Here is a 24,910-nt window from a genome sequence, read left to right as displayed (position 1 = left end):
AGGTCACTTATTTTGCGCCGTTCATGAAGGTTAACGGAACGCCGCAAAATTCCAATTTCTTAACCGCCCGGGATGGGGAGGACCGGCATGATCTCCACCCGCTCGCCCGGAAAGATCGCAAAATGCGGATGGTTCTCGAACAGTTTCGCGGCCGCCTCATGTGAAGCGGCCCGCACCACCGTGAAGGCGCCCATTTCGTTGCTGATGTCAGCAATACCGTTTGAATCGACCTTCTTGGTCCTGCCGAGCGGACCCCCCATGGCGTCGATCGCCGCCTGGTGCTTTTCGACCCAAGCCTTCCACGCCGCGATCCCCTGCTGCTCCCTGGCGTGCCGCTCAGCCTCGGGCAGGGCATTCCAGGCCGCCATTTTCGTACTGGTCTTGCTGCCGAGGAAGACAGCGAGGAACGTGTCGTTGGTGCTCATGAGGTTTCTCCTCCCTTGCGGTTGACGGATCGACGATAGACTCTCGACTTGACGGCTGCGCTTCGAAGCAGGCCAAAACTCACCGCGCCCTGTGTTGATTTCCTTTCTGCAATTCCTCGAAGCCGGCGGCCGCCTGCTGCACTTCCTCGGAGAAATCGCCGATCTCCTGCACCTGGCGGATTTCGATGATTTCGTTCTCGCTGGCCGGGCATTTTTTCGCCCAGGCGATTGCCTCCTCGCGCGACTTCACGTTGATCATCCAGTAGCCGCCGAGCACTTCCTTGGCTTCCGTGAACGGGCCGTCCGTGACAACAGGCTTGCCGGTGGCGAAGGAAACCCGCGCGCCCATCGACGGCGGATGCAGGCCATCGAGCGCGATCAGCACGCCGGCCTCCTTCAGCGCCTCGTTGTACTTCATCATTGCCTTGACGCGCTCCGGGTCGAGCTGGACGTCGGGCGGCGCGGTCTCGTAGCCGAGGGGAATCATCAGCATCATGAATCGCATGGTGGGATCCTTGCTCTGTTGTCGTCATTCCGGGGCACGCAAAAGCGCGAACTACGGTGCGCGATTGCGCACTGGAGAATCTGGAGATTGTGTAGCGAGATTCTAAGGTGCGCATTGCGCACCTTAGTTCGATGCTTCGCATCGCCCCGGAATGACGGTGGGCCCTTACTTCTTCGCTGCTTGCGCGCGCAGCCGCTCTTCCTGCTCGCGCAGTTCGGGGGTGAGCGCTTCGCCGAAATCTTCCGCCGTGAACACCTGGCGGATTTCGACCTCGTCGCCATCCAGGAACGGCGCGCGCTTCATCCACGCGATCGCATCATCCAGCGATTTGGTGTTGATCAGCCAGAAGCCGGCAACGAGATCGCCCGAGAGCGGGAACGGACCGCGGCTGGCGCTGCCCTGCCCGCCCTGATATTTGATCCGCGCGCCCTTCGAGGTCGGATGCAGGCCCTCGCCCGCCTCCATCACGCCGGCCTTGACCAGCTCTTCGTTGAACTTGCCCATCGCGGCCAGCAGTTCCGTACTCGGCATCACGCCGGCTTCCGTATCCTTGCTCGCCTTCACAATCACCATGAATCGCATTGTCGTGCTCCGTTACATCTCGCTGGGCGGCTACCCTTCGTCCGCCTTCATCAACAAGACGATCGGGGTTTTACGGCACCGACATGTCGGGAAAAATTATTTCGGAAGTAATTTGACCGGCAGGCCGGTCTATGGCTGCTGCCTGACGAACTTGCCGTCCTGGTAGGAGGCGCCGAAGTAGACGTCGATGCGCTTCACCTTGTCGCCATCGAAGACGAAGAACTCGGTATTGCGGAAACTCTTTCCGCCCCTCGCGGTACAGCGATAGGTCACAAAGGCGGCATCGTCGTCGACGAAAATTCGCTCCAGCTCGTGCCGTTCGATCCAGTCGCTGTTCTGCCAGCAGCGCGCGAAATAGGTCGCCTTGTCGATATTGTCATCGAACGGGCTGGTGAAGCGGAATTCGTCGCTAAAGGCATCCGCGACGAACTTGCGATCGTTGGACAGATAGGCTGCAAATATCTTGCGGATCGTGTCTGCCCTGTTGGCTTCGGCCATCCGGCACTCCCTTCTCAATTTTCCTTGGGCACCATCTGGAAATACGGCTCGGCCTCGTTCAGCACGCGCGCGAACGAGGGACGCGCCTTCAGCCGCTCAAGATAGGAAGCAAGGTGCCTCTGCGTATCGCCGAACGGCTCGGCCATGCTGCCGTAGAACAGCGACGGCGCGGCGGCGCAGTCGGCGAGCGTGAAATCTGCCCCCATCGCCCAGCCGCCGCCGGCCATCTGCTGCTCGATCATGGCGTAGGAAGTCCGCAACTGCGCCCTCGCCTCCTCGACGCCGTGCGGATCGCGCTTTCCTTCCGGACGCAAGCGGTCGACCATGATCTTCTGCATCGGCAGATGCACATAGAGATCATAGAAGCGGTCGCGCAGCCGCGTCTGTAACGCCCTGTCCGGATCGGTTGGGATCAGCCGCGTCCGGCTGCCAGGGTGGCGGTCGAGATATTCGACGATGATGCTGGACTCCGGAACAATCTCGCCTCGCGCGTCATCCTGCAGCACCGGAAACTTGCCGATCCCCCACAGCTTCACCAGCGCGGCCCGGTCGCCCGGGTTGCCGAGATCGACCAGGTTCGGCGTGAACGGGATGTCGTTCTCGTAGAGCGCGATCAGCGCCTTCCAGCAGAACGAGGCGAGCGGGTGGAAATGCAGCGTGAGCGACATGGAAAACTCCCGGTTAACAAGACGACCCGCAACCCCGCGCGCCGACATTTGCCCCAAATGATTAGTTTGCGGCAGCCGGCACGTAGCGGAGGATCACGACGCCGGTCGACAACGGCCGGCTGTCGATCAGCTTCAGCTTGACCTTCTCGCCCTGCTTGAACAACGGCGTGCCGCCGCCAAGAATGACGGGGTTGACCGCGATGCGGAACTCGTCGATCAGGCCATGCGGAATCAGGCTGCTGGCGAGATCGGCGCTGCCGAACAGAAAGATGTCCTTGGCGCTGTCGCGCTTCAGCCTGGCGACGGTGCCGGCCGCGTCGCCCTCGAACATCTGCGTGTTGTTCCAATCGGACTTCTTCACCGTGCGCGAGAAAACGAATTTCGGCGCAGCGTTCATGAAATCGGCGATCTCGCCGGTCGCGCTCGGCCAATGGTTCGCCATCAATTCATAGGTGACGCGGCCGAACAGCAATCCACCGGCGGCGTTCAACTGCTCGATCGAGAACTGCTCCAGTTCTTTGCCCCAGACGTCGGAATGGAAGGAAATGTCGCGGTTCGGGCCTTCAACGAAGCCGTCCAGCGTCATCAGGTTCCACATGATCAGTTTCGCCATCGCGTTCCTCCTTTTCAAAACCGATTGCATTTTGCAACTGGTTGTATCCTGAGGCAACCGGTGCAATATTGCAAGCAGTTTTTTTGGCCGCCCTGATCCCGCCTGGAACCGAACATGACCGACATCAGCCGCTCCGGCTGCCCGACCAATCTCTCGCTGGAAGTGCTCGGCGATAAATGGAGCCTTTTGATCATCCGCGACATGATGTTCGGCAACCGGCGGCATTTTCGCGAGTTGCTGACCAAATCGGAGGAAGGCATCTCCTCCAACATTCTCGCCGACCGGCTGAAGACCTTGCTCGACGAGGGCATCATCACCCGCGAGGACGATCCGACGCACAAGCAAAAGGGAATCTACTCGCTCACCGAGCAGGGCATCGAGTTGCTTCCCGTTCTCGCGCAGATGGCGGCGTGGGGTTACAAATATCTGCCGGTCAGCGAAGAACTCGGCATCCGCGCGCGGCTGCTCAGCGAGGGCGGACCGAAACTATGGGCGGAGTTCATGGACGAGTTACGCGAGAGCCATCTCGGCGCGAAGCGGCGCAAGCGAATCGGTCCATCGGTCGGCGAGCGATTGCAGGCGGCGTATGAGAGCGTGGTGCGCCGCAAGTAAGTCGTGTCCGACTTGATTCAACACCGTGCGTTGCGCTCGTACAGCGCGTGGCGCCGTGCCGATATATCCTGCAAATCTATGTTTTTACAATGGAATCCGTCATTCTACGGAGAACACCGTTAACGCATTCTTCTTTCCTTCAGATCAAATGTACCATTCTGAGGCGACAAGGCTCGAACTGGCATTGATCACAGCCTCGCCATTTCCACCACATTGGACGGGGTCACTGTGTTTCAATTTCTCAAGAATTCGTCTTCAGACAAGGCGCTGGCTGATGCGCTCGGCCGCTCGCAGGCCGTGATCGAATTCGGCATGGACGGCACCATCCTCACCGCCAACGACAATTTCCTCAAAGCCCTCGGCTACACGCTCGGCGAAATCCAGGGCAAGCATCACAGCATGTTCGTCGACCCGTCCGAGCGCGACAGCGCGGCCTACCGCGAATTCTGGGCGGCGCTGAAGCGCGGAGAATACCAGTCCGCCGAATACAAGCGGATCGGCAAGGGCGGAAAGGAAGTCTGGATTCAGGCGTCCTACAACCCTGTCCTCGACGGCAGCGGCAAGCCTTGCAAGGTCGTGAAGTTCGCCACCGACATCACCGAGCGCAAGATCAAGAGCATGGAGGACTCCGGCCAGATCGCCGCGATCAGCCGTGCACAGGCGGTCATCGCGTTCGAGATGGACGGCACCATCGTCACCGCCAACGAAAACTTCCTGAAGGCGATGGGCTACACGCTCGCCGAAATCCGGGGCAAGCATCACAGCATGTTCGTCGCGCAGGCGGAGCGCGACAGCGCGGCCTACCGGCAGTTCTGGGCGAGCCTTAACCGCGGCGAACACCAGTCGGCCGAATACAAGCGGATCGGCAAGGGCGGCCGCGAAGTCTGGATCCTCGCCTCCTACAATCCCGTGCTCGACGAGAAGGGCAAGCCGTTCCGGGTGGTGAAGTTCGCCACCGACGTCACCAGCCAGAAGCTTGCGACCGCCGATCTCGCCGGCCAGATCGCCGCCATCGGCAAGTCGCAGGCGGTGATCGAATTCAACATGGACGGCAGCATCATCGGCGCCAACCAGAACTTCCTCAAGACCGTCGGCTACTCGCTGGACGAAATCCGCGGCCGGCACCACAGCATGTTCGTCGACCAGGCCGAGCGCGACAGCGCGGCCTACCGCGAATTCTGGGCGGCGCTCAACCGCGGCGAATACCAGGCCGCCGAATACAAGCGGATCGGCAAGAACGGCAAGGAAGTCTGGATCCAGGCGTCCTACAATCCGATCCTCGATCTCAACGGCAAGCCGTTCAAGGTGGTGAAATACGCCACCGACACCACCGCGCAGGTGCTGGTTCGGATGGGCAATGAGCGCGTGCGCGGCATGATGGAATCGGTCGCCGCGGGCGCGGAGGAATTGAACACCTCGGTGCGGGAAATCTCGGAGGCCATGACCAAGTCGCGCGAGACGGCATCGACCGCGGTCGAGCGGGTCGAGGCGGCCGACGCTCAGGCCAAGCGCCTGAACGAAGCGGCGCAGGCGATGAGCGGCATCGTGGAACTGATCGGCAACATTACCGGCCAGATCAACCTGCTGGCGCTGAACGCGACGATCGAATCGGCGCGCGCCGGCGAAGCAGGCCGCGGCTTTGCCGTGGTGGCGTCCGAGGTCAAGAACCTCGCCACCCAGGCCAAGCAGGCGACCGACAAGATCGGGCACGAGATCGGCAATCTCAATGGCATCTCCGGCGACGTCGTCGGCGCGCTCGACAGCATCAAGCAGGCGATCCAGGGCGTCAGCGAATATGTCACCGCGACCGCCGCCGCAGTCGAGGAACAGAGCACGGTGACCAGCGAGATGTCCTCCAGCATGCAACGCGCCGCTGCGGAGGCAAAGGCGATCGCGCAGCGCTAGCGTGTCAGACATCGCCATCGGCTTGATCCGATACGGGACCGCCCGTATCGGATTTTTGCATGCCGAATTCTGCATCGCTGGCGCCGCGACACGCATCAGCGCTTGCGCTATAGGAGCGGGAAATCTCTCTCGCCAACGGACCCGTCCATGCCCCCCTCCCCGCAAAAAACTGCTCTCGTCACCGGCGCCGCGCGCGGCATCGGGCTTGCGACGGCAAAGCGCTTTCTCGCCGAGGGCTGGCAGGTGGCGCTGCTCGACATCGAGGGCGAGTTGCTCGACCGCGCGGTGGCCGCGCTCGCCGACCCCGACAATACGCTGGCGCTGCATTGCGACGTCTCCGATGCAGGCGCGGTGGCCATGGCCATGGCAGCGGTGAGCGGCCGGTTCAGCCGGCTCGACGCGCTGGTCAACAATGCCGGCATTGCGGTGTTCGCGCCGTTGCTTGACACGTCCGATGAAGACTGGAACCGGATTCTGGCGGTCAACGTCACCGGTCCGTTCCTATGCACCAAGGCGGCGGCACCCTTGATGCGCGAGCATGGCGGCGGCGCGATCGTCAACATCACGTCCATTTCGGCGGTGCGTGCTTCCACCCTGCGCGCGGCCTACGGCACCAGCAAAGCCGGGCTTGCGCATCTCACAAAGCAGCTCGCGGTGGAACTGGCTTCGCTCGGCATTCGCGTCAACGCCGTGGCGCCGGGACCGGTCGAAACCGCGATGGCAAAGCAGGTGCATACGCCGGAAATCCGCGCCGACTACCATGACGCCATCCCCCTCAACCGCTACGGCCTCGAAGAGGAACTGGCGGAGGCGATCTTCTTCCTGTGCAGCGAGCGCTCGAGCTACATCACCGGGCAGATTCTCGCCGTCGATGGCGGCTTCGACGCCGCCGGTATCGGCCTGCCGACGTTGCGCGGTCAGCGGCCCAACGGGTAGTTCCGCAGTATCTTTGTCAAATCGTGGAGGGAGTTTCGTTTAGCGCGAGACCGTGCGCAGCAGCACGGGCTTTTCCGGCGGAACATCCGAATTGAGACCCGGCAGTCCCAAGGCGAACGCCGTCACGAGCAGCAAGACGCCCGCGCAGATCGTGCTGAGAAAAAGATGATCCATCATCGGGCGTCAACGAATGACCGTACGTTTCGTTCCGGGCACCGGCTGCGTACGGGCCCCTCCACCTGCGGCACTCGTGAACGTGGAAAGACCTGTTCCCCTTACCCGGCGCAGCGCGCCGACCTCTCCCCGCATCCGCGGCATTGAACCATTGTGCAAGGTATTTCGCGCGGCATTACTTGTTCACCGCAACCACGCGCCAGCCGTTATCGAGCCGGTCGACCCGGGTCAGGGACAGCGGATCGATCACAAAGCGCAGCGCCTGCTCGGGCTTAAGATCGAGCGCGATGGCGAGCACGGCGCGGATGGTGCCTGAATGCACGACGAGGATCACCTCGCCTGCGGGCAGCAGCGCAAGCCCTGCCCGCGCGCGATCGATCTGGTCGATGAAACTTTCGCCGCCGGGCGGGCGGTTGCCGGCGGGCGATTTCCAGAACTCGTGATAGGCCGGACCAAGTTCGCGTTCGAGTTCGCTGTGACGCTGTCCGGTCCACGCGCCAAAGTCCTGTTCGCGAAAGGCCGGCTGATCGACCGGATCGAGACCGAGCTTTTCGGCGGTCTCGCGCGTGCGACGGGCCGGACTGCACACCGCAAAGGCACTCGCCGGCAAGCGTGCCTTCAGCGCCGCAAAGGCTGTGGCATCGCCAAGATCGGCCGGCGCGTCGGGGCCGTGGATCACGCCGCGCGGTCCGTCAACCGGCGCATGGCGGATCAGCCAGAGATTTGTTTCCGTGCTCAAGGCGCCAATCTCGCTGCAAGCAGGACCAGGATTGCGGTCTCCGCGACCTGCTCGGCGCCGCCCAATACGTCACCGGTCTGGCCGCCGATCTGCCGCAGCGCCAGCCACGCCACGGCAAACGCGGTGATGCCGGCCGCAACCGCGGCAAGAAGCGCGTTGCTCCACGGCAGAGACAACAGCGCGACGAGCAGCGCAAGGCCGACAGCGATTGCCGCCGTCGCCGCATCGGGTTGGCCGGCGTTGCGGGCCAGCCCATCCTTGCGCGCATAGGGCAGCTGCAGGGACATCGCGGGCAATATGCCGCGCCCCAGTGCGTGCGCGGCGATCAAACCCGGCACGACCTGGCCGTCCGGAATTGCCGCCAGCGCGGACAATTTTGCGGCAAAGCTCACCAGCAGAATCATCGCACCGTAGGTGCCGAGCCGGCTGTCGCGCATGATCTCCAGCTTCGATTCGCGGTCGCGGCCGCCGCCGAATCCATCGGCAATATCAGCGAGGCCATCCTCGTGCAGCGCGCCGGTCAGGATCGCGCTGCCGCCGAGCGCCAGCGCAGCCGCCGCGAGATCGGGCACGCCGACGGATCGCAGGCCGAGACACAACAATCCCACCACGGCGCCGATCAGCGCGCCAACGACAGGAAACATCCGGTGCGCGCGCACGAAATTTGGCGGCATGGCGCCGTCCGGATGCGGCATCGGCAATCGCGTCAGGAACGCGACGGCGGTTTTGAAGTCGTCGAACCATTCATTCATGGAGATGTCCGGGGATTCGTTCTAGCGTGCGGCCCCCATCCGAGGTGAGAATCGCATGCAGTTCGACAGTCTAGACGACATCCGCACCTTCTGTCGCGACTTGCCGCGCGGTGACCAGCGGCTAGCTGACAGCGCCGCGCGGCGGCAGCAGAATTTGACAAAACCGCCTGAAAGCCTCGGGCGCCTCGAAGAACTCGCGATCTGGCTGGCGCAATGGCAGGGCCGCGAGATGCCGCGGCTGGAGCGCGTGACCATCACCGTCTTCGCCGGCAGTCACGGCGTCGCCGCGCGCGGCGTCTCGGCCTATCCATCAGCCGTCACCGCGCAGATGGTGGCGAATTTTTCAGCCGGTGGCGCGGCGATCAACCAGATCGCAAAGGCCGCTTCCGCAGAGCTTTGCGTGGTGCCGATCGAACTCAACCATCCGACGCGCGATTTCACCGAGGCTGCAGCGATGGACGAAGGAGAATTTCTCAGCGCAGTCGATGCCGGTTATCGCTCCGTACCTGGGGATTGCGACCTGCTTGCGGTCGGCGAAATGGGCATCGCGAATACGACGGCGGCGGCAACACTATGCGCGGCCCTGCTCGGCGGTGGCGCGGCGCGCTGGGCCGGCCGCGGCACCGGCGTCGACGATGACGGCCTGGCGCGCAAGCGCGCGGCGATCGAGACGGCGCTGACTTTCCATCGCGATATTCTCGGCGACCCGCTGGCGGTGGCAGCAGCCCTTGGCGGCCGCGAGCTCGCGGCGATCGCCGGCGCCGTGCTCGCCGCCCGTCAGCATAAGGTTCCAGTGCTGCTCGATGGCTTCGTGGCAACGTCAGCAGTACTGCCGCTCGCGCGTCTCGAGGCGAGCGCGCTCGATCATTGCCGTGCCGGGCATGTTTCCTCAGAATCCGGCCACCGCGAGCTCCTGCGCGAACTGAAGCTTGATCCGCTGCTCGATCTGAACATGCGGCTCGGCGAAGCGTCGGGCGCAGGTGTCGCGATCCTGCTGGCGCGCGCGGCGCTGGCCTGCCACACCGGGATGGCAACCTTTGCGCAGGCCGGGGTCTCCGGCGCGGATGTTTGACGAAACCTTGCCACATATCTCGGCGTAACTGCCGGGAGGGCAGTGCTGCCGAGGGAGCTGCGGATGCAAAGGGCGGTTATCAAGCTAATCGTTGTCGCCGCCGCGCTGCTTGCGGCGATCCTGCCGGTGCGGGCCGAGATCCGCATTCTCGCCAGCCCCGGCGGACAGGTCGGGCCGTTCCTCGAACTGTTCGATCGCGTACGCCAATCCGGCGAACGGGTGGTGATCGACGGGCCATGCCTGTCGGCGTGCACACTGGTGCTGATGACTATACCGGAAGAGCGGATCTGCGTGACCCGCCGCGCGGTGCTGGGATTTCACGCCGCGCGCTCGATCGACGGCCGCGGCCGCATCTATGCGGAACCGGAAGCCTCGCGCGCGGTGCACGCAGCCTATCCGGCGCCGGTACGGGACTGGATCGCCCGACGCGGCGGATTGACGTCGCGGCTGCTCTTGTTGCGCGGGCGCGAGCTCGCCGCGATCTATCCAAGGTGCAGATGATTGTAGGGTGGGTTAGCGAAGCGTAACCCACCGAAGTCTCGATGCGCGGCTGGTCCGGCGGTGGGTTACGGCTTCGCCTAACCCACCCTACGGCACCCTACGAATTACATCCCTTCCTTCGGGGAATTCACCATCCAGGGAATGCCGAACTTGTCGACGCACATGCCAAAACCGTTGGAGAAGAAGGTCTTGCCGAACGGCATCCGCACCGTGCCGCCTTCGGCCAGCGCATTGAATCGGCGCTCGGCATCTGCGGGATCCTCGACCGCGAGCGCCACCGAAATACCCTGCGGCTGATGGTAATCGCCCGGCGTCGCGTCTGACGCCATCAGCACCTCGCCGTCGATGGTGACGCGGGCATGCATGATCTTGGTTTTCCAGTCCGCCGGGATCGGCATCTCGGCGGGGCCGTCGCCGTAGGGCATCTTCGCCTCGATCCGGGCGCCGAGCGCCTTTTGGTAGTAGTTCAGCGCTTCCTCGCAATTGCCGTTGAAGAAAAGATAGGGATTGACCTGCATCGCTGGCTCCTTGGGGTCACGGTCTGCGGCGTAGCGTTACCGGACGTGCGTTGCATCGCCTAGGCTGCACCGCGTCCGCCACACGATAGTGGCGCTCATTTTTCGGTGAGCGTCTTCAGATTGGCGAGACCGGCTTCGAAGTCCCGGCCGATCATGCGGTCCAGATTCATGAACACCTGCATCAGCTTGGACATGAAGTTGGCCGGACCATACATCAGCCACGTGACATGAGTGGCATCGCCCTGCGGCAGCATTGTGAACTCGGCGGTGTTGTGGCCTTCGAACGGAGTAAAGAAATCGAGCTTGATGACGATCTTCGACGGCGCCGTGCTTTCGAGGATCTCCATGCGGCCGGAGCCGACATTCTTGTCGCCGTCCCAGGCGTAGACGGCACCCTTGCCGCGCTCGGCGCCCTCATAGCTGCGCTTCATTGCGGGGTCCTTGTTTTCATAGGGCGACCATTTCAGCCATTGATGAAAATCAGAGATCAGCGGGAAGATCGTTTCCGGCGGCGCCTTGATGCGGATCGCGCGCTCTACGCGGAGCGTGCCCGGTTTGGTCGCGGCGATCGCGAGAACGGCTGCGACGGCGACGGCAAGTATGATGGCGATGATGGCAATGACTTCGAGCATGTTCGGCTCCATGGCGGAAGATTATCGTTAAAACACGTCAGCGGCGGAAGGGGATCAGGCCACGCAGATTGCGATCCCGCAGCCATAGCCCGCCCCACAGCATCAGGCCGAGGTAGAGCCCGAACAGCGTGTGCGTGAACAAGGGGCTGTCGATCCGGACATGTGAGGCGATCGCGCCGCCGAGATAGCCGGTGAGCAGGATCGCGCCGAGGATAGAGGTCGGCGGAATGGCGTAGAGCAAGGTGCAGACGATGGTGATGGCGCCGAGGCCGCGCATCATCGCGTCGCTTGAACCGTACCCCATCCGGTCCATGGTTTCCGTGACGATCGGCCATGGCACCAGCTTGATGGCGCCGTCGACCATCAGGAACAGGATGACGAGGCCGGACAGGATGCGGCCAACCCAGCGTGCGGGATTGGAGACGGGCGCAGTCTCGGTGATGATGGTCATGATGGACCCCGTTGTCTTGAATGGCGGTTCGGATTCAAGACGAGCGAGGCAGGCGGAAACCGACAGGGGCTTGCATTTCTTTCGCGCTGGACCGCGACGAAAGACCTCAGTCATCCCTTCTGGATGGTGTGAGCTGCTTCATATCAGAAGCGAGCAGGCAGGAAGCAATACTACCTTTGCGTGATCTTCATCCGTTGTCCAATAGAGGTAGAATAGCGATGGCCCGTTCAAAATCGCCAATGACGGCAGCGAAGCGAATGATGCTCGTGATCCCCTGCGGCTTGGCCTTGTGCTTTGCCGTTTCAGATTCGGCCTCTGCCAGCATGCTCGTTGGCTGGTGGGGCGGTAAGTGGTCGTGCAATATCGACGGCCGTTCGGCCCGCATGAGGTGGACTCCAGTAGAGGCCGGAGTCAACATGTGTGACGAGAATGGTCGGAACTGCGTCAGAAACGACAGGCTACGCTGGCTGGGCGGTTTTTCCGACAATGGCTCGCGTGAGGTGAGGCTGACTGACGCACGTGAGGGCTCGCGAGGCGGGCTCAACTTCCGTCATGCCGACGGCAATCATTGGTATTTGGCTAAACCCGCAGGCAATAAGGCCACAGGCTGGACCACCTGGAATGGTCGGCGCTATCCGCTGTCGTGCTGGCGATAGATGTCGTGTGCTGCACACTTCCCCTTGTGGGAGAAGGAAAAGAGGCTACTTCCCTGCCTTCTTGCCGCGGGGCTGGCTGTCGCGCTGCAGGCGGTCGAGGTGCATGCGGATGTGGGCGGCTTCGGCCGACGTGTTCGCCAGCGCAATGGCGCGGTCGAAGGCGGTGCGGGCCTCCTCGTTGCGGCCTAGCTGCATCAGGAAGGCACCGCGCACGCCGAAGTAATGGAAATAGTTCGAGAGGCGCTGGCCTAAGGGCTCGATCATGTCGAGCGCGGCCTCCGGCCCTTTCACCTTGGACACCGCAACCGCACGGTTCAGCGTCACCACCGGCGATGGCTGCATGATCTCCAGCGCGCCATAGAGCAGGTCGATCTGGGTCCAGTCGGTATCCTCAGGCTTCTCGGCGCGGGCATGCAGCGCTGCGATCGCGGCCTGCACCTGGTACGGCCCGCTGCGGCGATGGCGCATCGCCTTGTCGATCAGCGCCAGCCCCTCGGCGATCATCGGCTTGTTCCAGAGCGACCGGTCCTGATCGTCGAGCAGGATCACCGCGCCGTCGGCATCGAACCGCGCCGCGGAGCGCGCATGCTGCAGCAACAATAGCGCCGTAAGCCCCATGATTTCCGGCTCGCTCTGGAACAGCCGCAGCAAGAGCCGCGCCAGGCGGATGGCTTCCTCGCACAGCGGCGAGCGAATTTCAGCGGTGTCGCCGGAGGCCGAATAGCCCTCGTTGAAGATCAAATAGATCATGGCGGCGACGGAGGTGAGGCGCTCGGAGCGCTCCACTGCGCCCGGCGTTTCGAACGGCACGTCGGCATCGGCAACGCGCGCCTTTGCCCGGGTAATGCGCTGCTCCATGGCGGCTTCCGAGACCAGGAAGGCGCGCGCGATCTGCTTGACCGTGAGCCCCGAGACGATCCGCAACGCGAGCGCAATCTGCTGCGTCGCCGGCAGGTCCGGATGGCAGCAGATGAACAGCAGCCGCAGGATGTCGTCGCGGTAGTGCGAGCCGTCGAGGCGCTCGGCAAGCTGTTCCTCGGCGTCGTCGAGGTCGGAGATCGCCTCGTCCTCCGGCAGCGCCTCCTGCTTCTTGCTCCGCCTGATGTCGTCGATCGCGACATTGCGCCCGACCATGATCAGCCACGCCGCGGGATCGCGCGGCGGGCCGTTCTGCGGCCAGCTCCTCAGCGCCCGCAGGCAGGCGTTCTGGAATGCTTCCTCGGCGGTATCGAGATTGCGGAAGTAACGCAGCAACGCACCGACCGCCTGGGGGCGAGCCGAAGTCAGCGCGGCATCGATCCAGGCGGTATCGGTCATGGCTGCACGCTCCCCGGCCTGAACACGCCGACAGGGCGGATCTCATAAGCGCCACCGGGATTGGCTGCGCCCAGATCCCGCGCTACCTCGACCGCCTCGTCGAGATTCTTGCAGTCGACGACATAGAAGCCGAGCAACTGCTCCTTGGTTTCGGCATAGGGTCCGTCGAGTACCAGCGGCGGATCGTCCTTGCGCAGCGTGGTCGCCGCCGTCGTCGGCAATAGCCGCGCCACCGGGCCGAGCCGGCCCTGCTTGGCGAGTTTTTCCTGTACGACCGCAAGCTTCGTCATGACCGCGGCGTCCTGTTCCTTGGTCCAGGAACCGACATGGTCTTCGTCGTGATAGCAAAGGATGGCGTAAAGCATGGCGGCAAAGCATCTCCGTTGTCATGATGACGAACGATTATGCCCGGAGCCGACAGGGGCGTCGAAGAAATTTTGAGATGTTTCAGGGACCGATGATCGGAGGCGGCGGCGGATTGAAGTGCCGGCAGGTGTGGACGATCGCCTTGGAACAAAGGCTGCACACGGCGAGAACCAGAAGGAAGGTCTTTGCCGTTCTCCAGAAGGCTTCGATCCCGGTGATGCCCCTGCTGCGGCTGTTCCGCCAGGAAAGCGCCAGCGAGACCGCTACCACTGCGGCAATGACAGCCGCTATCACCATGACAAGCCATGATTGGCGCGGAACGGCATCAATTTGCGCATCTGAAGCCTCCCTTGCTGGATCAAAGGAGGCTAGAGAAGCGGTTCGATCCGCGATGTGAGACGGGTCACGCCGGATGGCGAGGCGAAAGGAATGGCAATGACGAAGGGTGCGCTCGCGCTGCTGGTGCATGGCGGGACTGAAAACTGGTCGCCACAGCGCTGGAAGGACCGGTTCGACGAAGTTTGCGCGGGGCGGCCCGTGCTGCAATTGCCGAGCACGTCGTTCGACCCGGCCGATGTACATTACGCCGCGGTGTGGAAGCCACAGCCGGGCGAGCTTGCCGCCTTTCCCAATCTGCGCGTCATCTTCAATCTCGGCGCCGGCGTCGATGCGCTGATGGCCGATCGTTCATTGCCCGACGTGCCGCTGGTGCGCGTCGCCGTCACCGACCTGACCGCGCGGATGACCGAATATGTCGTGCTGCATGTGTTGATGCATCACCGACAGGAACTCTATTTGCGGGAGTCGCAGCGCGAAAAACGCTGGGCGCCGAAATCGCAATGGGCGGCGGGGGCTGTTACCGTCGGCATCATGGGGCTTGGCACGCTCGGCGCCGATGCCGCCGACGTGCTGCGGCGCCTCGGCTTCCGCGTCTGTGGCTGGAGCCGAAGCCCCAAGGCCATCGACGGCATCGATTGCTTTCATGGCGAAGCACAGTTCGACGCGTTCCTGCGGCGGACCGACATCCTGGTCTGCCTGCTGCCGCTGACGCCGGAGACGCGGCACATTCTCAATCGCGACGTTTTCGGGAAACTGAACCGGACGAGCCCGCTCGGCGCGCCGGTCGTGATTAACGCCGGCCGCGGCGGCCTGCAGAACGAGGCCGACATTCTGCAATGCCTCGACGACGGCACGCTCGGTGGCGCCTCGCTCGACGTCTACGCGACCGAGCCGTTGCCCGCCGACAGCCGGTTCTGGACCCACCCAAAAGTGGTGCTGACCCCGCACAACGCCGCCGACACCGATCCCGACGAGATATCGAAATATGTCGCGCAGCAGATCGCACGGTTTGAGGCCGGCGGGGCACTGGAGAATGTGGTGGATCGCGGACGGGGGTATTGATCTCCGTCATTGCGAGCGAAGCGAAGCAATCCATCTCTCCGCACGTGCGGATGGATGGATTGCTTCGTCGCTTGCGCTCCTCGCAATGACGGAGCCCCTACCCCTTCGCCGGCAGCGCGTGCGCAAAGCTCCAGGAATGGCCGAACGGGTCCATGATGCGGGCGTAGCGGTCGCCCCAGAATGAATCCCACGGCTCCAGCGTGACGGTGGCGCCGGCGTCCTTCGCGCGCGTCACGGCGGCATCGCAGTTCTCGACTTCGAGATGGATGGTCACCGACGTGCCTTTGATCTGATCGGGCGAAAACACCGCGTCCACGCCGTGGGAGCCGCGGTGCTCGGGAAAGTCGTCCATGACGAAAATCCGCGCGCCGTTGACGCGGATCTCCGAATGCATCAGCCGCCTGCCGTCCTCGGCCGGCATCCGCATGGTTTCGGTGGCGCCGAGCGCCTTCTTGTAGAATTCGAGCGCGGCGTTCGCGTCGCGAACGACGAGATGGGGGGTGACGATCTGGACGGGTTCGGTCATTTCGAGGTTCCTCCTTTTTGGAGCACGTCATGAAGACGAGCGAGGAAACCGGAAACCGACAGGGCACAGCAAAGATCGTGCGAACGCAGGGACGACCGATTATTTCGTCGCCCCGACCATCACATCGATTGCCCCGTTGACGAGCGCTTCGAGATCCTTGCGCGGGGTTCGGACGCGGGCGCGGATGGCGATGGTGTGAATGGTGGCGGAGGCAAGTTGCGCCAGCACGATCGCGTCGGCGCTCTCCGGTAGCTCGCCCTTCTCCTTGGCGAGCCGGAAACAGCGGGCAAAAGCCTTGTCGAGTTCGGTGAAGCCTTCCAGCACCATGGCGCGGATATCGGGATCGTGCACCGCCTCGGAGGCCGCGGTCATGACCGTAAAACAGCCGCGCGGGCCGGATTCCCCTGATAGATAGATGTCGAGCGCCACCGCATAGATGCGTTCCAGGCGCTTTCGGATCGGCAGCTCATCCCTGAAAACGTTGCCCATCGCGACCCGCGCATCCTCGCGATAGCGCCGGTAGCTCTTGATGAAGAGTTCGCGCTTGTCGCCGAACGCGCCATAGAGGCTCGGCCGGTTCATGCCGGTGGCGGCGGAGAGATCGTCCAGCGATGTCGCCGCAAAGCCGTCCTTGCGAAACAGGTCAAGCGCCTTGCCGAGCGCCACGTCCGGCTCGTAGGCGCGCGGGCGGCCGCGGCGCTTGGGCGCGACCGGGGCATCGATCCGGGGGACCGGCGGCTTACTTTTTTGTACCATTTCGCAATAAATCCCTTGACCGGATTTATATTATGCGGGACGGTATAAAAATCAACCGACCCGACCCAGACGGCGCGGTTGATCAACCGCCAAGGAGGCAACTATGGATCTCTATTTCTCGCCGCTCGCCTGCTCGCTGGCGACCAGGATCGCGCTGTATGAGGCCGGTGCCGAGGCCAACTATCTCGAGGTCGACCCCAAGACCAAGGTGGTGCAGAAGGACGGCTCGGATTTCCGCGCGGTCAATCCGCTCGGGCTGGTGCCGACGCTGCGCACCGACGACGGGACGGTGCTGACGGAGAACGCGGCGATCCTGCAATATGTCGCCGATCGATTTCCAACGGCCGGCATTTCGGCCAACTCCGCTGAAGAGCGCAGCCGCCTGCATCAATGGCTCTGCTTCATCGGCACCGAACTGCACAAGGCGCTGTTCGTGCCGCTGCTCGACAAGACGGCGCCGCAGGACGCCAAGACCTATGCGCTCACCAAGAACCTGTCGCGGCTCGACTATCTCGAGAACTACCTGAAGGGCCGTGAATTCCTGCTCGATCACTTCAGCGTAGCGGACGCCTATCTCGTCACCATCATCAACTGGACGATGGCGACGCCGCCGGTCGAACTGGCGAAATGGCCAAACGTGAAGGCCTATTACGAACGACTGCGCGCCCGCCCGAGCATCGCGAAGGCGACCGCCGAGGAGTTCGAATTGTACAAGGCCGAACTCGCGCGGCACAAGGCGGCGGCGTAAGGCGTAGTTTACGAGAAAGCGCAGCCCGGATGGAGCGAAAGCTCCATCCGGGCTGCGGATCTCACTCCGGCGGCGCCAGCAGCCGCTTCGTCAGTTCCGTCAACGCCCGGCGAAAGATCGAAGCGTCGCCCCGCGCCCGCGCCAGCACCAGCGCGCCCTGAATGGTCAACAGCGCATCTTCCGCGCGCCGCTGCGCCTGGCTCTTGCTCAATCCTGACCGCCGCAACAGCGATACCAACGCCACCTGCCAGCGCGCAAAATAGCCATCGACCGCCTCGGCAAAAGCATCGCGCGCCGAGCCGAGCGCCACCAGTCCGACCAGGCAGACGCGATCGCCGGAATGGAAATACTGGTCGACGCCCGCGATCATCGCGGCGATCGCGCGCGCGGGATCGTCGGCCTCGCGCAAGGGCGCAAAGATATGGAGCTCGAACCAGGCGTCGATCTCGGCCAGCACCTCAGCGGCCATCTGCTCCTTGCCGCCCGGAAACAGGTGATAAAGGCTGCCCTTGCCAAGCCCGGTGGCCTCCGTGATCAGCGTCAGCGAGGCGCCTTCATAGCCGTGGGCGCGAAATACCTCGCCGAGCGCGCGCAGCACCTCTGTGCGCTCGACGCCCTTCTTCAACATCCGGTCATAGCGGGGTCTCGCTCAATCCCGCGACATCGGCGGGCCGGGGGCCCGGGGCCGGCCAGCGGAAGCGGCGCTCGCTCTCCTTGATGGTGATGTCGTTGATGCTGGCCTCGCGCCGTCGCATCAATCCGTGCTCGTCGAACTCCCACTGCTCGTTGCCATAGGAGCGATGCCACTGCCCGGCATCGTCGTGCCATTCATACTGGAAGCGCACCGCGATGCGGTTCTGGTCGAACGCCCAGAGGTCCTTGATCAGGCGATAGTCGTGCTCCCTGGCCCATTTGCGGGTGAGGAATTCGACGATGGCCTCGCGGCCCTGGAAGAACTCGGAGCGATTGCGCCAGCGACTGTCCTCGGTATAGGCCAGCGACACCCGTACCGGATCGCGCGAGTTCCAGGCGTCCTCGGCCATGCGCGCCTTTTGCGCGGCGGTTTCACGGGTGAAGGGCGGCAGCGGCGGACGCGACATGACAATTTCTCCGGATTGGCGATGCGGAGATTGTACCGATCGGTACAGAGAGTCAATCCGCAGATTATTCCACCAGATCCGCCTTCATCAACAGCCGCAACGATCTCGGGATCGGCTTCGCCCGCCCCTCGCTGATGAAGGCGACGCGCACCTCGGCCTTGACCAGCACCTCGTCGCCGCGCCGCACCTCCTGCGCCAGCGTGATCGAGGCGCCCTTCACCGCGACCGGCCAGGTCACGACGTCGAGCACATCGTCCATCCGCGCGGGGCGCAGAAAATCGAGCTCCATCGAGCGCACCACGAAGGCAAAGCCCGGTGTTTCCTCCTGCGCCTGTTCGAACAGCGCGTGCTGGGAAGCGCCCATCAACCGCAGATGGTTGGTGCGCCCACGCTCCATGAAGCGCAGGTAATTGGCGTGATAGACGATGCCGGAAAAATCGGTGTCCTCGTAATAGACACGAACCTGCATGTGATGGCGGCCATCGCGGATCTCGCCGTCGAGAATGGGTAATGTCACTTGCGGTTCCTGACGCGCTGGAAAGCACTGGTTTTGCGCAAATCCAGCAGGCGCGCAAGCGCTGGCGGCTATGCCACCGCCGGCCTTGCCGCACCCAGCGTCACCAGCACGATCTCCGGCGGCACGCCGAGGCGGAACGGCATGATGCTGCAGCCGAGGCCGCCGGAGACGACGACGTCGCAGTTCATCTTGATGTGGCCATAGGCGAGCTGCTGTCCGGACGGTGAGATCGGCGACCAGCCGAGCATCCGCACCTGGCCGCCATGGGTATGGCCGGAGAGCTGCAGCGCGACGCGCGAGGGCACGCGCCGGGCGATGTCGGGCTCGTGCGCCATCAGAACCACGGGCGCATCGTCGGTGACCTTCGCCAGCGTCGCGCCGAGATCATCGACGCCGATGCGCTTGAGCGGCCGGAAGCGGCGCGCCGGCATGTAAGCGAGCTGGTCGCCGAGACCTGCCAGCCAGAACGAGTGGTCATTCTTGCTGAGCTTCTTGGCGTCGTTTTCGTAAACGGGAATGCCGGCGGCTTCGAGCGCGCGGCCCGCGCTCGGCAGCCCCTGCCCCTCGCGCTGCACGGTCTTGTCTTCCCACCAGTCGTGATTGCCGAGCACCGCATGCACGCCGAGCGGCGCCTTCAATCCCGCCAGCACCGCCGCCCATTCGGCATCGGGGATGATGCGCGTCACCTTGCGATGTCCGGTCACATAGTCGCCGAGCATGACGACAATGTCAGGTTTGAGCGCATTGGTGCGTTCGACGATGTCGCGGATGTGATCGACCGACATCCAGGGATCGCAGGCATGGAGGTCGGCGATGGCAGCGATCTTGAGCTTGAGCCCGGCCGGCCATTGCGGCGGCGAGATGTTGTACCTGGTGACGCGAAGCCGGACGACCGGCGCGCTGAATCCATAAGCGGTGGTGGAGACGCCCAGCGCGCCCAATCCACCTATGCCCTTTAGAAAATGACGGCGTGTTAACATGTGATCCAATCGTGATGCACCGCCAACATGGTGGCGGATTGAGCCCGAATTGCGGTCCGTTTGTGCAGAACGCCAGCAGAGCTCCAGCAACTTCTCACCAGCGGTTCTGCCCTACCAGGGCATCCAGCCGCGCCTTCAGTTCATCCGGCGCGCGATAATACCAGACGCCGCCGAGCAAATCGTGGAAGCGCTTGTTGGCGGCAGCCTCGCGCTCGATGCGGTCGATGGTCTCCATGCTGATGACGTCCTCGAGCGGACCTGCCGCTAGCAGCGACAGCAACACCGGATTGGCCTCGATCTTCAGGATCTCGACGATTAAGTCGATAGCCTTATCGGGGTACTCCTCCCGGAGATCACGCTCGTAGTCCATCATGGCAAAGAAATTGTCGTCGCGGTCGCGCTCGGATTTCGAATATTGCTCGACCCAGGCGCGCGCCAGTTCGGCCACCGACATCGCCTCACAATTGAGCGGGCGTTTTGGCGTGCGGCGCGCGCGATCGTCGGCGCGCCAGCCCTTGCTGTCGGCAATCGCCTCGATGCGGCGCTTGAGCGGCTCATCGGGACCGAAGTGAATTCCGCCGAGCAGCCAGCGCAGGGCGGCACTGTGTTTCGCCTCGGCCTCGATCCGCTCGATCGCGGCGTCGCCATGCGCATAGAGCAGCGACAGCATGAACTTGTCGTTGAGCTGCATCACGGTCGGCTTGTCTTTCTCGGATCGCAGCACTTCGAGCGCGAGGTCGAACGCGCGGTCCGGCCGCTTGTGCGGCAGATGGTCGAAATAGAGGATCGCCGCCCAGGCGGCGCCGGTCTGGTCGCGACGGCTCAGGCGCTGCAACGCGCCCCACATCGAGGCCAGTTCCGGTATCGGCATGGCATCGAGGAAGGTCTCGGTATCGTCGGGCGTCGCCAGTTCCGGCGCCGCCGCTATCAGGGCAAGCATGTCTGCGTCTTCGGTCGAAGCCATCGGTATCTGCACTCCAGGGCAAGCAAAGCTAGGCGCTCAGCGCTAGACGTTTTGCCCTTAGTGCATCTCTGGAATGATCGGGTTCGAAGGGCTCAATCGTCGCTGTCGCCGTTGCCGAACAGGCCGAACTGCGCAGGATCGCGCGCGGGTTCCGCGAGGCCGAGGTGGCGGAAGGCGTGCGAGGTGAGCAGCCGACCGCGCGGGGTGCGCTGCAGATAGCCGCACTGGATGAGATACGGCTCGATGATGTCCTCGATCGCGTCGCGCGGTTCCGACAGCGCCGCCGCCATGGTTTCGACGCCGACCGGGCCGCCGCCGTAATTCATTGCGATCGTCGTGAGATAGCGCCGGTCCATGGCGTCCAGGCCTGCGGCATCGACTTCCAGTGCGCTCAGCGCGTGGTCCGCGATGGCGCGGTCCACGGAACTGGCATCCGCTGCGGAAGCAAAATCGCGCACGCGGCGCAGCAGCCGGCCGGCGATGCGCGGCGTGCCGCGGGCGCGGCGCGCGATCTCGTTGGCGCCGTCGGCCGTCATGCCGATGTTGAGCACGCGGGCGCCGCGGCTGACGATCTTCTCCAGCTCTTCCTCGGTGTAGAAGTTCAGCCGGATCGGAATGCCGAAACGGTCGCGCAGCGGATTGGTCAACAGCCCCGCGCGCGTGGTGGCGCCAACGAGCGTGAATTTCGCCAACTCAATCTTGACCGAACGCGCCGCCGGCCCCTCGCCGATGATGAGGTCGAGCTGAAAATCCTCCATTGCGGGATAGAGCACTTCTTCCACTGCCGGGCTGAGGCGGTGGATTTCGTCGATGAACAGAACGTCTCGCTCTTCGAGATTGGTGAGCAGCGCCGCGAGATCGCCGGCCTTGGCGATCACGGGACCCGAGGTGGCGCGAAAGCCAACGCCGAGTTCGCGCGCGACGATTTGCGCCAGCGTGGTCTTGCCGAGGCCGGGAGGCCCGACGAACAGCACGTGATCCAGCGCCTCGCCCCGCTTGCGCGCCGCCTCGATGAAGATCGAGAGATTCTTGCGCGCCTGCGCCTGGCCGACGAATTCGGACAGCAATTGCGGGCGCAGCGCGGTGTCGCCGACATCGTCGGAACGGCGCTCGGGCGTGACGATGCGGGAGGGGGTGTTCACTCGTTGCCCCTGCGGTACTTGTTGGGCAAAAGCTCGTCGATGGTGACGACCTTCGGCTCGCGGCCATTGTCGGGAACGATGACCTGCGCCTTGGTGTCGTAATCGTGGATCAGCTCGCGGCAGATGCCGCAGGGCGATACCACGGCGATACTGCCGCGCTCGTCCGGCTTGGGATGGCGCACGGCGACGATGGTCTCGATGCCGCGATCGCCGGTTTCGGTGATGGCGCGGCCGATGGCAATTGCTTCGGCACAGACGGCGATGCGGCCGATATAGGCGTCGATATTCACGCCGGTGACGATGCGGCCGTCGCGGGTGCGCAGCGCAGCGCCGACCTCCTGCCAGTCGTTGCGATAACGCCGGCTGATCGCGTCAGTCGCGGCGGCGATCAGTTCTTTGTCCTTTTCGCTCAACATGGCGGAAATGCATTCCTTCGTCGGTCAGTGGCGATCGTAGATCGTGGGCTGGCAAAGGCAGGTCTCGCGCCGTGCCCACCATCCGGTTAATACATTAAATGGTGGGCACGCTTCGCTTTGCCCACCCTACGGCCTCAACGCTCATTTCGCCAATTCCTTCAGGCCCAGCCGGATAAGCTGCGCGGTCTCGGCATTCTCGCCCGCACTGCGCGAGGCGGCGGCAATGGCGGCGGCCGCCTGCGGCTGGCCGTAGCCGAGATTGACCAGCGCCGAGATCGCATCGGTGACCGGGCGCGGCGCGCGGTCGTTGTCGATGGCGCCGGCGAGATGCACCACGGCCGGGTCGACATTGGCAAACGCGGGCGCCTTGTCCTTCAACTCCGAGACGATGCGCTCGGCGACTTTCGGGCCGACGCCCGGCGTGCGCGACACCGCAGCCTTGTCGCGCAGCGCAATCGCATTGGCTAGTTCGGACGGCGGCAAGGTGCCAAGCACCGCAAGCGCGACCTTGGCGCCGACGCCCTGCACGGTCTGCAGCAAGCGAAACCATTCGCGCTCGGTGTCGGTGCGGAAGCCGAACAGCTTTATTTGATCCTCGCGGACATAGGTCTCGATCGACAGTACCGCGGCCTCGCCGGGCGACGGCAGCGCCTGCAGCGTGCGCGAGGAGCAATGCACCTGATAGCCAACGCCGCCGACATCGAGGATGACAAAATCCTCGCCGTAGGAATCGATCAGGCCCTTGAGTTTACCGATCATGCTGGTGACCCGCAGACGATGGAGATTTCGTCATGGCCGGGCTTGTCGCGGCCATCCACGTCTCCGGCATCGACGACAAAAGACGTGGATGCCCGGCACAAGGCCGGGCATGACGGGTTGGAGATGTATCGACCGATCATAGGCTCGCCACCTTCAGCCGCAGCGCCGCGCCCTGGCGGTGATGCGCGTGCGTGATCGCAATCGCCAGCGCGTCCGCAGCGTCGGCGGATTTCGGTTCGGCCTTCGGCAGCAAAATTTTCAGCATCACGGCGATCTGGTTCTTGTCGGCGTGTCCGGCGCCGACCACGGTCTTCTTCACCTGATTGGGCGCATATTCCGCAACGGCAATACCGAACATCGCGGGCGCCAGCATGGCGACGCCGCGGGCCTGCCCGAGTTTCAGCGTCGCGACGCCGTCCTTGTTGACGAAGGTCTGTTCGACCGCGGCCTCGGCGGGGCGGAAATCGCCGAGGACTGTGGCGAGCCCCTCATGGATCGCGAGCAGGCGGCTGGCCAGCGGCAGATCGTCCGGCGGCTCGACCGAGCCGCAGCCGATGAAGACCAGGCGGTTGCCCTCGGTCTCGATCACGCCCCAGCCGGTGCGGCGCAGGCCGGGGTCGATACCGATGATCCGGACGGGTTGGCGAATCGGTGGGAGTGTCATGGCGTAGTGATAACGCCAGAGCCAGGTGAACGAAACATAAAGAGAACGGAAATCCCCTGCCCTGGGACCAGCTCCTCACTCCGCACGTCATCCCCGCGCAGGCGGGTCGCAGCCGACGCGTTCGTCCCTACCCGCCCATCTTGGCGACGAGGCCGTCGGAGATCTCGAAATTGGCGTAGACGTTCTGGACGTCGTCGTGCTCGTTGAGGAGGTCCATCAGCTTCAACAGCTTCTCGCCGGTCTCATCGTCGACCGACACCGTGTTCTGCGGCTTCCAGGTCAGCGCCGCCTTGCGGGCTTCGCCGAACTTGGCTTCCAGCGCTTTTGCCACTTCGCGAAAGGTTTCCTGCGAGGCGTAGATCTCGTGGCCGCTTTCGCTGGATGCGACGTCATCGGCGCCGGCTTCGATCGCGGCTTCCAGCATGGCGTCGTCGGAGGCGACGCTGGCGTCATATTCGATGATGCCGGTGCGGTCGAACATGAAGGCGACCGAGCCGGTTTCGCCGAGATTGCCGCCGGACTTGGTGAAGTAGGAGCGGATGTCGGAGGCGGCGCGGTTGCGGTTATCGGTCAGCGCCTCGACGATCACGGCCACGCCGCCGGGGCCATAGCCCTCGTAGCGGATTTCGTCATAGCTCTCGCTTTCGCCGCCAGTCGCCTTCTTGATGGCGCGCTCGATATTGTCCTTTGGCATGTTCTCCTGGCGCGCCGCGATCACGGCCGCGCGCAGCCGGGGATTCATGGCCGGGTCCGGGGTCCCGAGCTTGGCCGCGACCGTGATTTCGCGCGCCAGCTTGCCGAACAGTTTTGACTTCTGGGCATCCTGCCGGCCCTTGCGGTGCATGATGTTCTTGAATTGGGAATGGCCGGCCATGCGAGGTCTCTTGGATTCGTCCGGAAGGATGTGGGGGCTTGAAGCGCGGCCTTATAGGCCCAGAATCGGCCGAAATCAAAGATTTACGACCCCATCGGGTATGTAAGTACTGCCGCGCGACGAAATATCAGGCAGTTGTTA

The 24,910-nt window shown here is 63.7% G+C and carries 36 protein-coding genes; 8 read left to right on the top strand and 28 right to left on the bottom strand.

Annotated elements, in window-relative coordinates; all coding sequences use genetic code 11:
* Window positions 1-59: 59 nt before the first annotated feature.
* The 6 genes from AC0QUY_RS17755 to AC0QUY_RS17730 form a co-directional block, all read right to left on the bottom strand.
* Window positions 60-425 carry a hypothetical protein gene (locus tag AC0QUY_RS17755; RefSeq protein WP_161850121.1) on the bottom strand — a complete coding sequence of 122 codons (366 nt, stop codon included), beginning with the start codon at window positions 423-425 and terminating at the stop codon, window positions 60-62.
* A 79-nt stretch (window positions 426-504) separates the two neighbouring features.
* Entirely contained in the window at window positions 505-930 is a 426-nt protein-coding gene (locus AC0QUY_RS17750; protein ID WP_161850122.1) for a YciI family protein, read from the bottom strand.
* Between the two features lie 165 nt (window positions 931-1,095).
* On the bottom strand, window positions 1,096-1,512 hold the full coding sequence (locus AC0QUY_RS17745; RefSeq protein ID WP_475387749.1) for a YciI family protein: 417 nt from the start codon (window positions 1,510-1,512) through the stop codon (window positions 1,096-1,098).
* Window positions 1,513-1,641: 129 nt separating this feature from the next.
* Entirely contained in the window at window positions 1,642-2,010 is a 369-nt protein-coding gene (locus AC0QUY_RS17740; protein ID WP_475387748.1) for a nuclear transport factor 2 family protein, read from the bottom strand.
* Between the two features lie 14 nt (window positions 2,011-2,024).
* The gene (locus AC0QUY_RS17735) at window positions 2,025-2,678 is read right to left on the bottom strand and encodes a glutathione S-transferase family protein (protein WP_475387747.1); all 654 of its coding nucleotides are present in this window, start codon (window positions 2,676-2,678) and stop codon (window positions 2,025-2,027) included.
* 61 nt (window positions 2,679-2,739) lie between these two features.
* Window positions 2,740-3,291 carry a dihydrofolate reductase family protein gene (locus AC0QUY_RS17730; protein WP_161850126.1) on the bottom strand — a complete coding sequence of 184 codons (552 nt, stop codon included), beginning with the start codon at window positions 3,289-3,291 and terminating at the stop codon, window positions 2,740-2,742.
* A gap of 114 nt (window positions 3,292-3,405) precedes the next feature.
* On the opposite strand from AC0QUY_RS17730, the gene AC0QUY_RS17725 reads away from it, so the two are divergent.
* The 3 genes from AC0QUY_RS17725 to AC0QUY_RS17715 all read left to right on the top strand — a co-directional run bounded on the left by AC0QUY_RS17725 (window position 3,406) and on the right by AC0QUY_RS17715 (window position 6,744).
* The gene (locus AC0QUY_RS17725) at window positions 3,406-3,903 is read left to right on the top strand and encodes a winged helix-turn-helix transcriptional regulator (protein ID WP_475387746.1); all 498 of its coding nucleotides are present in this window, start codon (window positions 3,406-3,408) and stop codon (window positions 3,901-3,903) included.
* A 228-nt stretch (window positions 3,904-4,131) separates the two neighbouring features.
* On the top strand, window positions 4,132-5,808 hold the full coding sequence (locus AC0QUY_RS17720) for a methyl-accepting chemotaxis protein (RefSeq protein ID WP_475387745.1): 1,677 nt from the start codon (window positions 4,132-4,134) through the stop codon (window positions 5,806-5,808).
* Window positions 5,809-5,955: 147 nt separating this feature from the next.
* Complete coding sequence (locus tag AC0QUY_RS17715) at window positions 5,956-6,744, top strand: SDR family NAD(P)-dependent oxidoreductase (protein ID WP_475387744.1); 789 nt, start codon at window positions 5,956-5,958, stop codon at window positions 6,742-6,744.
* A 39-nt stretch (window positions 6,745-6,783) separates the two neighbouring features.
* On the opposite strand, the gene AC0QUY_RS17710 is transcribed toward AC0QUY_RS17715, so the two are convergent.
* The 3 genes from AC0QUY_RS17710 to cobS form a co-directional block, all read right to left on the bottom strand.
* The gene (locus tag AC0QUY_RS17710; protein WP_256380300.1) at window positions 6,784-6,918 is read right to left on the bottom strand and encodes a hypothetical protein; all 135 of its coding nucleotides are present in this window, start codon (window positions 6,916-6,918) and stop codon (window positions 6,784-6,786) included.
* Between the two features lie 175 nt (window positions 6,919-7,093).
* Entirely contained in the window at window positions 7,094-7,657 is a 564-nt protein-coding gene (locus AC0QUY_RS17705; RefSeq protein WP_475387743.1) for a histidine phosphatase family protein, read from the bottom strand.
* The gene (gene cobS, locus AC0QUY_RS17700) at window positions 7,654-8,409 is read right to left on the bottom strand and encodes an adenosylcobinamide-GDP ribazoletransferase (RefSeq protein WP_475387742.1); all 756 of its coding nucleotides are present in this window, start codon (window positions 8,407-8,409) and stop codon (window positions 7,654-7,656) included. Before cobS ends, AC0QUY_RS17705 begins: the two co-directional genes overlap by 4 nt.
* Before the next feature lie 55 nt (window positions 8,410-8,464).
* Between cobS and cobT the strand changes: the two genes are divergently transcribed.
* On the top strand, window positions 8,465-9,481 hold the full coding sequence (gene cobT, locus AC0QUY_RS17695) for a nicotinate-nucleotide--dimethylbenzimidazole phosphoribosyltransferase (protein ID WP_475387741.1): 1,017 nt from the start codon (window positions 8,465-8,467) through the stop codon (window positions 9,479-9,481).
* Window positions 9,482-9,544: 63 nt separating this feature from the next.
* Complete coding sequence (locus AC0QUY_RS17690) at window positions 9,545-9,982, top strand: hypothetical protein (RefSeq protein ID WP_475387740.1); 438 nt, start codon at window positions 9,545-9,547, stop codon at window positions 9,980-9,982.
* A gap of 104 nt (window positions 9,983-10,086) precedes the next feature.
* On the opposite strand, the gene AC0QUY_RS17685 is transcribed toward AC0QUY_RS17690, so the two are convergent.
* The 4 genes from AC0QUY_RS17685 to AC0QUY_RS17670 all read right to left on the bottom strand — a co-directional run bounded on the left by AC0QUY_RS17685 (window position 10,087) and on the right by AC0QUY_RS17670 (window position 11,968).
* A complete protein-coding gene (locus tag AC0QUY_RS17685; protein ID WP_161850134.1) occupies window positions 10,087-10,500 on the bottom strand; it encodes a VOC family protein in 414 nt (137 codons plus the stop codon).
* 95 nt (window positions 10,501-10,595) lie between these two features.
* Window positions 10,596-11,132 (bottom strand): SRPBCC family protein, encoded by a 537-nt coding sequence (locus AC0QUY_RS17680; protein ID WP_475387739.1) that lies wholly within the window; start codon window positions 11,130-11,132, stop codon window positions 10,596-10,598.
* Window positions 11,133-11,169: 37 nt separating this feature from the next.
* The gene (locus AC0QUY_RS17675) at window positions 11,170-11,583 is read right to left on the bottom strand and encodes a DoxX family protein (protein WP_161850136.1); all 414 of its coding nucleotides are present in this window, start codon (window positions 11,581-11,583) and stop codon (window positions 11,170-11,172) included.
* A gap of 187 nt (window positions 11,584-11,770) precedes the next feature.
* A complete protein-coding gene (locus AC0QUY_RS17670; RefSeq protein ID WP_161850137.1) occupies window positions 11,771-11,968 on the bottom strand; it encodes a hypothetical protein in 198 nt (65 codons plus the stop codon).
* Between AC0QUY_RS17670 and AC0QUY_RS17665 the strand changes: the two genes are divergently transcribed.
* Complete coding sequence (locus tag AC0QUY_RS17665; protein ID WP_371419449.1) at window positions 11,907-12,239, top strand: DUF6006 family protein; 333 nt, start codon at window positions 11,907-11,909, stop codon at window positions 12,237-12,239. The genes AC0QUY_RS17670 and AC0QUY_RS17665 overlap by 62 nt on opposite strands.
* Before the next feature lie 45 nt (window positions 12,240-12,284).
* Here AC0QUY_RS17665 and AC0QUY_RS17660 read toward each other — a convergent pair whose 3' ends face one another.
* The 3 genes from AC0QUY_RS17660 to AC0QUY_RS17650 form a co-directional block, all read right to left on the bottom strand.
* Window positions 12,285-13,556 (bottom strand): RNA polymerase sigma factor, encoded by a 1,272-nt coding sequence (locus AC0QUY_RS17660; protein ID WP_161850138.1) that lies wholly within the window; start codon window positions 13,554-13,556, stop codon window positions 12,285-12,287.
* Window positions 13,553-13,921, bottom strand: coding sequence for a YciI family protein (locus AC0QUY_RS17655; protein WP_161850139.1), 369 nt, complete (start codon window positions 13,919-13,921; stop codon window positions 13,553-13,555). The genes AC0QUY_RS17660 and AC0QUY_RS17655 overlap by 4 nt, the downstream gene beginning before the upstream one ends.
* Before the next feature lie 82 nt (window positions 13,922-14,003).
* The gene (locus AC0QUY_RS17650) at window positions 14,004-14,219 is read right to left on the bottom strand and encodes a hypothetical protein (RefSeq protein WP_161850140.1); all 216 of its coding nucleotides are present in this window, start codon (window positions 14,217-14,219) and stop codon (window positions 14,004-14,006) included.
* 138 nt (window positions 14,220-14,357) lie between these two features.
* Here AC0QUY_RS17650 and AC0QUY_RS17645 point away from each other — a divergent pair, with 138 nt between their 5' ends.
* Window positions 14,358-15,323, top strand: coding sequence for a 2-hydroxyacid dehydrogenase (locus AC0QUY_RS17645; protein WP_475387818.1), 966 nt, complete (start codon window positions 14,358-14,360; stop codon window positions 15,321-15,323).
* A 97-nt stretch (window positions 15,324-15,420) separates the two neighbouring features.
* Here AC0QUY_RS17645 and AC0QUY_RS17640 read toward each other — a convergent pair whose 3' ends face one another.
* Both AC0QUY_RS17640 and AC0QUY_RS17635 read right to left on the bottom strand, forming a co-directional pair.
* Window positions 15,421-15,849, bottom strand: coding sequence for a VOC family protein (locus tag AC0QUY_RS17640; RefSeq protein ID WP_475387738.1), 429 nt, complete (start codon window positions 15,847-15,849; stop codon window positions 15,421-15,423).
* A 99-nt stretch (window positions 15,850-15,948) separates the two neighbouring features.
* Window positions 15,949-16,605, bottom strand: coding sequence for a TetR/AcrR family transcriptional regulator (locus tag AC0QUY_RS17635; RefSeq protein WP_475387737.1), 657 nt, complete (start codon window positions 16,603-16,605; stop codon window positions 15,949-15,951).
* 103 nt (window positions 16,606-16,708) lie between these two features.
* Here AC0QUY_RS17635 and AC0QUY_RS17630 point away from each other — a divergent pair, with 103 nt between their 5' ends.
* Window positions 16,709-17,353 carry a glutathione binding-like protein gene (locus AC0QUY_RS17630; RefSeq protein WP_161850143.1) on the top strand — a complete coding sequence of 215 codons (645 nt, stop codon included), beginning with the start codon at window positions 16,709-16,711 and terminating at the stop codon, window positions 17,351-17,353.
* Between the two features lie 61 nt (window positions 17,354-17,414).
* Here the strand turns inward: AC0QUY_RS17630 and AC0QUY_RS17625 are convergent, their stop codons facing one another.
* The 10 genes from AC0QUY_RS17625 to AC0QUY_RS17580 form a co-directional block, all read right to left on the bottom strand.
* Window positions 17,415-17,981 carry a TetR/AcrR family transcriptional regulator gene (locus AC0QUY_RS17625; protein WP_475387736.1) on the bottom strand — a complete coding sequence of 189 codons (567 nt, stop codon included), beginning with the start codon at window positions 17,979-17,981 and terminating at the stop codon, window positions 17,415-17,417.
* A 4-nt stretch (window positions 17,982-17,985) separates the two neighbouring features.
* Window positions 17,986-18,453: a nuclear transport factor 2 family protein gene (locus tag AC0QUY_RS17620; protein ID WP_475387735.1), complete on the bottom strand. Its 468-nt coding sequence runs from the start codon at window positions 18,451-18,453 to the stop codon at window positions 17,986-17,988.
* Window positions 18,454-18,517: 64 nt separating this feature from the next.
* On the bottom strand, window positions 18,518-18,970 hold the full coding sequence (gene ybgC / locus AC0QUY_RS17615; protein ID WP_475387734.1) for a tol-pal system-associated acyl-CoA thioesterase: 453 nt from the start codon (window positions 18,968-18,970) through the stop codon (window positions 18,518-18,520).
* Between the two features lie 68 nt (window positions 18,971-19,038).
* Window positions 19,039-19,950 (bottom strand): metallophosphoesterase, encoded by a 912-nt coding sequence (locus AC0QUY_RS17610; RefSeq protein WP_475387733.1) that lies wholly within the window; start codon window positions 19,948-19,950, stop codon window positions 19,039-19,041.
* A gap of 94 nt (window positions 19,951-20,044) precedes the next feature.
* The gene (locus tag AC0QUY_RS17605; protein ID WP_475387732.1) at window positions 20,045-20,914 is read right to left on the bottom strand and encodes a DUF6869 domain-containing protein; all 870 of its coding nucleotides are present in this window, start codon (window positions 20,912-20,914) and stop codon (window positions 20,045-20,047) included.
* A 92-nt stretch (window positions 20,915-21,006) separates the two neighbouring features.
* Window positions 21,007-22,056 (bottom strand): Holliday junction branch migration DNA helicase RuvB, encoded by a 1,050-nt coding sequence (gene ruvB, locus AC0QUY_RS17600; protein WP_475387731.1) that lies wholly within the window; start codon window positions 22,054-22,056, stop codon window positions 21,007-21,009.
* Window positions 22,053-22,472 carry a cytidine deaminase gene (locus AC0QUY_RS17595; RefSeq protein WP_475387730.1) on the bottom strand — a complete coding sequence of 140 codons (420 nt, stop codon included), beginning with the start codon at window positions 22,470-22,472 and terminating at the stop codon, window positions 22,053-22,055. The genes ruvB and AC0QUY_RS17595 overlap by 4 nt, the downstream gene beginning before the upstream one ends.
* A 141-nt stretch (window positions 22,473-22,613) precedes the next feature.
* Window positions 22,614-23,231, bottom strand: a complete 618-nt coding sequence (ruvA, locus tag AC0QUY_RS17590) for a Holliday junction branch migration protein RuvA (RefSeq protein ID WP_161850151.1) — start codon at window positions 23,229-23,231, stop codon at window positions 22,614-22,616.
* A 136-nt stretch (window positions 23,232-23,367) separates the two neighbouring features.
* Entirely contained in the window at window positions 23,368-23,895 is a 528-nt protein-coding gene (gene ruvC / locus AC0QUY_RS17585; RefSeq protein WP_475387729.1) for a crossover junction endodeoxyribonuclease RuvC, read from the bottom strand.
* A 127-nt stretch (window positions 23,896-24,022) separates the two neighbouring features.
* Entirely contained in the window at window positions 24,023-24,769 is a 747-nt protein-coding gene (locus AC0QUY_RS17580; RefSeq protein WP_475387728.1) for a YebC/PmpR family DNA-binding transcriptional regulator, read from the bottom strand.
* Window positions 24,770-24,910 lie beyond the last annotated feature (141 nt).

This window comes from Bradyrhizobium sp. WYCCWR15520 (assembly GCF_056174665.1).
Note: the sequence above shows the minus strand (reverse complement) of the source record. Positions and strands in the feature narration are given on the sequence as shown.

Coding starts and splice junctions, on each gene's coding strand:
- AC0QUY_RS17660 (WP_161850138.1), bottom strand. CDS start 13,556: ATGACCGATACCGCCTGGATCGATGCCGCGCTGACTTCGGCTCGCCCC.
- AC0QUY_RS17710 (WP_256380300.1), bottom strand. CDS start 6,918: ATGGATCATCTTTTTCTCAGCACGATCTGCGCGGGCGTCTTGCTGCTC.
- AC0QUY_RS17690 (WP_475387740.1), top strand. CDS start 9,545: ATGCAAAGGGCGGTTATCAAGCTAATCGTTGTCGCCGCCGCGCTGCTT.
- AC0QUY_RS17725 (WP_475387746.1), top strand. CDS start 3,406: ATGACCGACATCAGCCGCTCCGGCTGCCCGACCAATCTCTCGCTGGAA.
- AC0QUY_RS17755 (WP_161850121.1), bottom strand. CDS start 425: ATGAGCACCAACGACACGTTCCTCGCTGTCTTCCTCGGCAGCAAGACC.
- AC0QUY_RS17685 (WP_161850134.1), bottom strand. CDS start 10,500: ATGCAGGTCAATCCCTATCTTTTCTTCAACGGCAATTGCGAGGAAGCG.
- AC0QUY_RS17640 (WP_475387738.1), bottom strand. CDS start 15,849: ATGACCGAACCCGTCCAGATCGTCACCCCCCATCTCGTCGTTCGCGAC.
- AC0QUY_RS17745 (WP_475387749.1), bottom strand. CDS start 1,512: ATGCGATTCATGGTGATTGTGAAGGCGAGCAAGGATACGGAAGCCGGC.
- ruvA (WP_161850151.1), bottom strand. CDS start 23,231: ATGATCGGTAAACTCAAGGGCCTGATCGATTCCTACGGCGAGGATTTT.
- cobT (WP_475387741.1), top strand. CDS start 8,465: ATGCAGTTCGACAGTCTAGACGACATCCGCACCTTCTGTCGCGACTTG.
- AC0QUY_RS17595 (WP_475387730.1), bottom strand. CDS start 22,472: ATGTTGAGCGAAAAGGACAAAGAACTGATCGCCGCCGCGACTGACGCG.
- AC0QUY_RS17645 (WP_475387818.1), top strand. CDS start 14,358: ATGACGAAGGGTGCGCTCGCGCTGCTGGTGCATGGCGGGACTGAAAAC.
- AC0QUY_RS17655 (WP_161850139.1), bottom strand. CDS start 13,921: ATGCTTTACGCCATCCTTTGCTATCACGACGAAGACCATGTCGGTTCC.
- AC0QUY_RS17715 (WP_475387744.1), top strand. CDS start 5,956: ATGCCCCCCTCCCCGCAAAAAACTGCTCTCGTCACCGGCGCCGCGCGC.
- AC0QUY_RS17610 (WP_475387733.1), bottom strand. CDS start 19,950: ATGTTAACACGCCGTCATTTTCTAAAGGGCATAGGTGGATTGGGCGCG.
- AC0QUY_RS17625 (WP_475387736.1), bottom strand. CDS start 17,981: ATGTTGAAGAAGGGCGTCGAGCGCACAGAGGTGCTGCGCGCGCTCGGC.
- cobS (WP_475387742.1), bottom strand. CDS start 8,409: ATGAATGAATGGTTCGACGACTTCAAAACCGCCGTCGCGTTCCTGACG.
- ruvC (WP_475387729.1), bottom strand. CDS start 23,895: ATGACACTCCCACCGATTCGCCAACCCGTCCGGATCATCGGTATCGAC.
- AC0QUY_RS17665 (WP_371419449.1), top strand. CDS start 11,907: ATGCTCGTTGGCTGGTGGGGCGGTAAGTGGTCGTGCAATATCGACGGC.
- AC0QUY_RS17605 (WP_475387732.1), bottom strand. CDS start 20,914: ATGGCTTCGACCGAAGACGCAGACATGCTTGCCCTGATAGCGGCGGCG.
- AC0QUY_RS17730 (WP_161850126.1), bottom strand. CDS start 3,291: ATGGCGAAACTGATCATGTGGAACCTGATGACGCTGGACGGCTTCGTT.
- AC0QUY_RS17670 (WP_161850137.1), bottom strand. CDS start 11,968: ATGCGGGCCGAACGGCCGTCGATATTGCACGACCACTTACCGCCCCAC.
- AC0QUY_RS17650 (WP_161850140.1), bottom strand. CDS start 14,219: ATGGTGATAGCGGCTGTCATTGCCGCAGTGGTAGCGGTCTCGCTGGCG.
- AC0QUY_RS17620 (WP_475387735.1), bottom strand. CDS start 18,453: ATGTCGCGTCCGCCGCTGCCGCCCTTCACCCGTGAAACCGCCGCGCAA.
- AC0QUY_RS17740 (WP_475387748.1), bottom strand. CDS start 2,010: ATGGCCGAAGCCAACAGGGCAGACACGATCCGCAAGATATTTGCAGCC.
- AC0QUY_RS17675 (WP_161850136.1), bottom strand. CDS start 11,583: ATGACCATCATCACCGAGACTGCGCCCGTCTCCAATCCCGCACGCTGG.
- AC0QUY_RS17635 (WP_475387737.1), bottom strand. CDS start 16,605: ATGGTACAAAAAAGTAAGCCGCCGGTCCCCCGGATCGATGCCCCGGTC.
- AC0QUY_RS17680 (WP_475387739.1), bottom strand. CDS start 11,132: ATGCTCGAAGTCATTGCCATCATCGCCATCATACTTGCCGTCGCCGTC.
- AC0QUY_RS17580 (WP_475387728.1), bottom strand. CDS start 24,769: ATGGCCGGCCATTCCCAATTCAAGAACATCATGCACCGCAAGGGCCGG.
- AC0QUY_RS17750 (WP_161850122.1), bottom strand. CDS start 930: ATGCGATTCATGATGCTGATGATTCCCCTCGGCTACGAGACCGCGCCG.
- AC0QUY_RS17735 (WP_475387747.1), bottom strand. CDS start 2,678: ATGTCGCTCACGCTGCATTTCCACCCGCTCGCCTCGTTCTGCTGGAAG.
- AC0QUY_RS17630 (WP_161850143.1), top strand. CDS start 16,709: ATGGATCTCTATTTCTCGCCGCTCGCCTGCTCGCTGGCGACCAGGATC.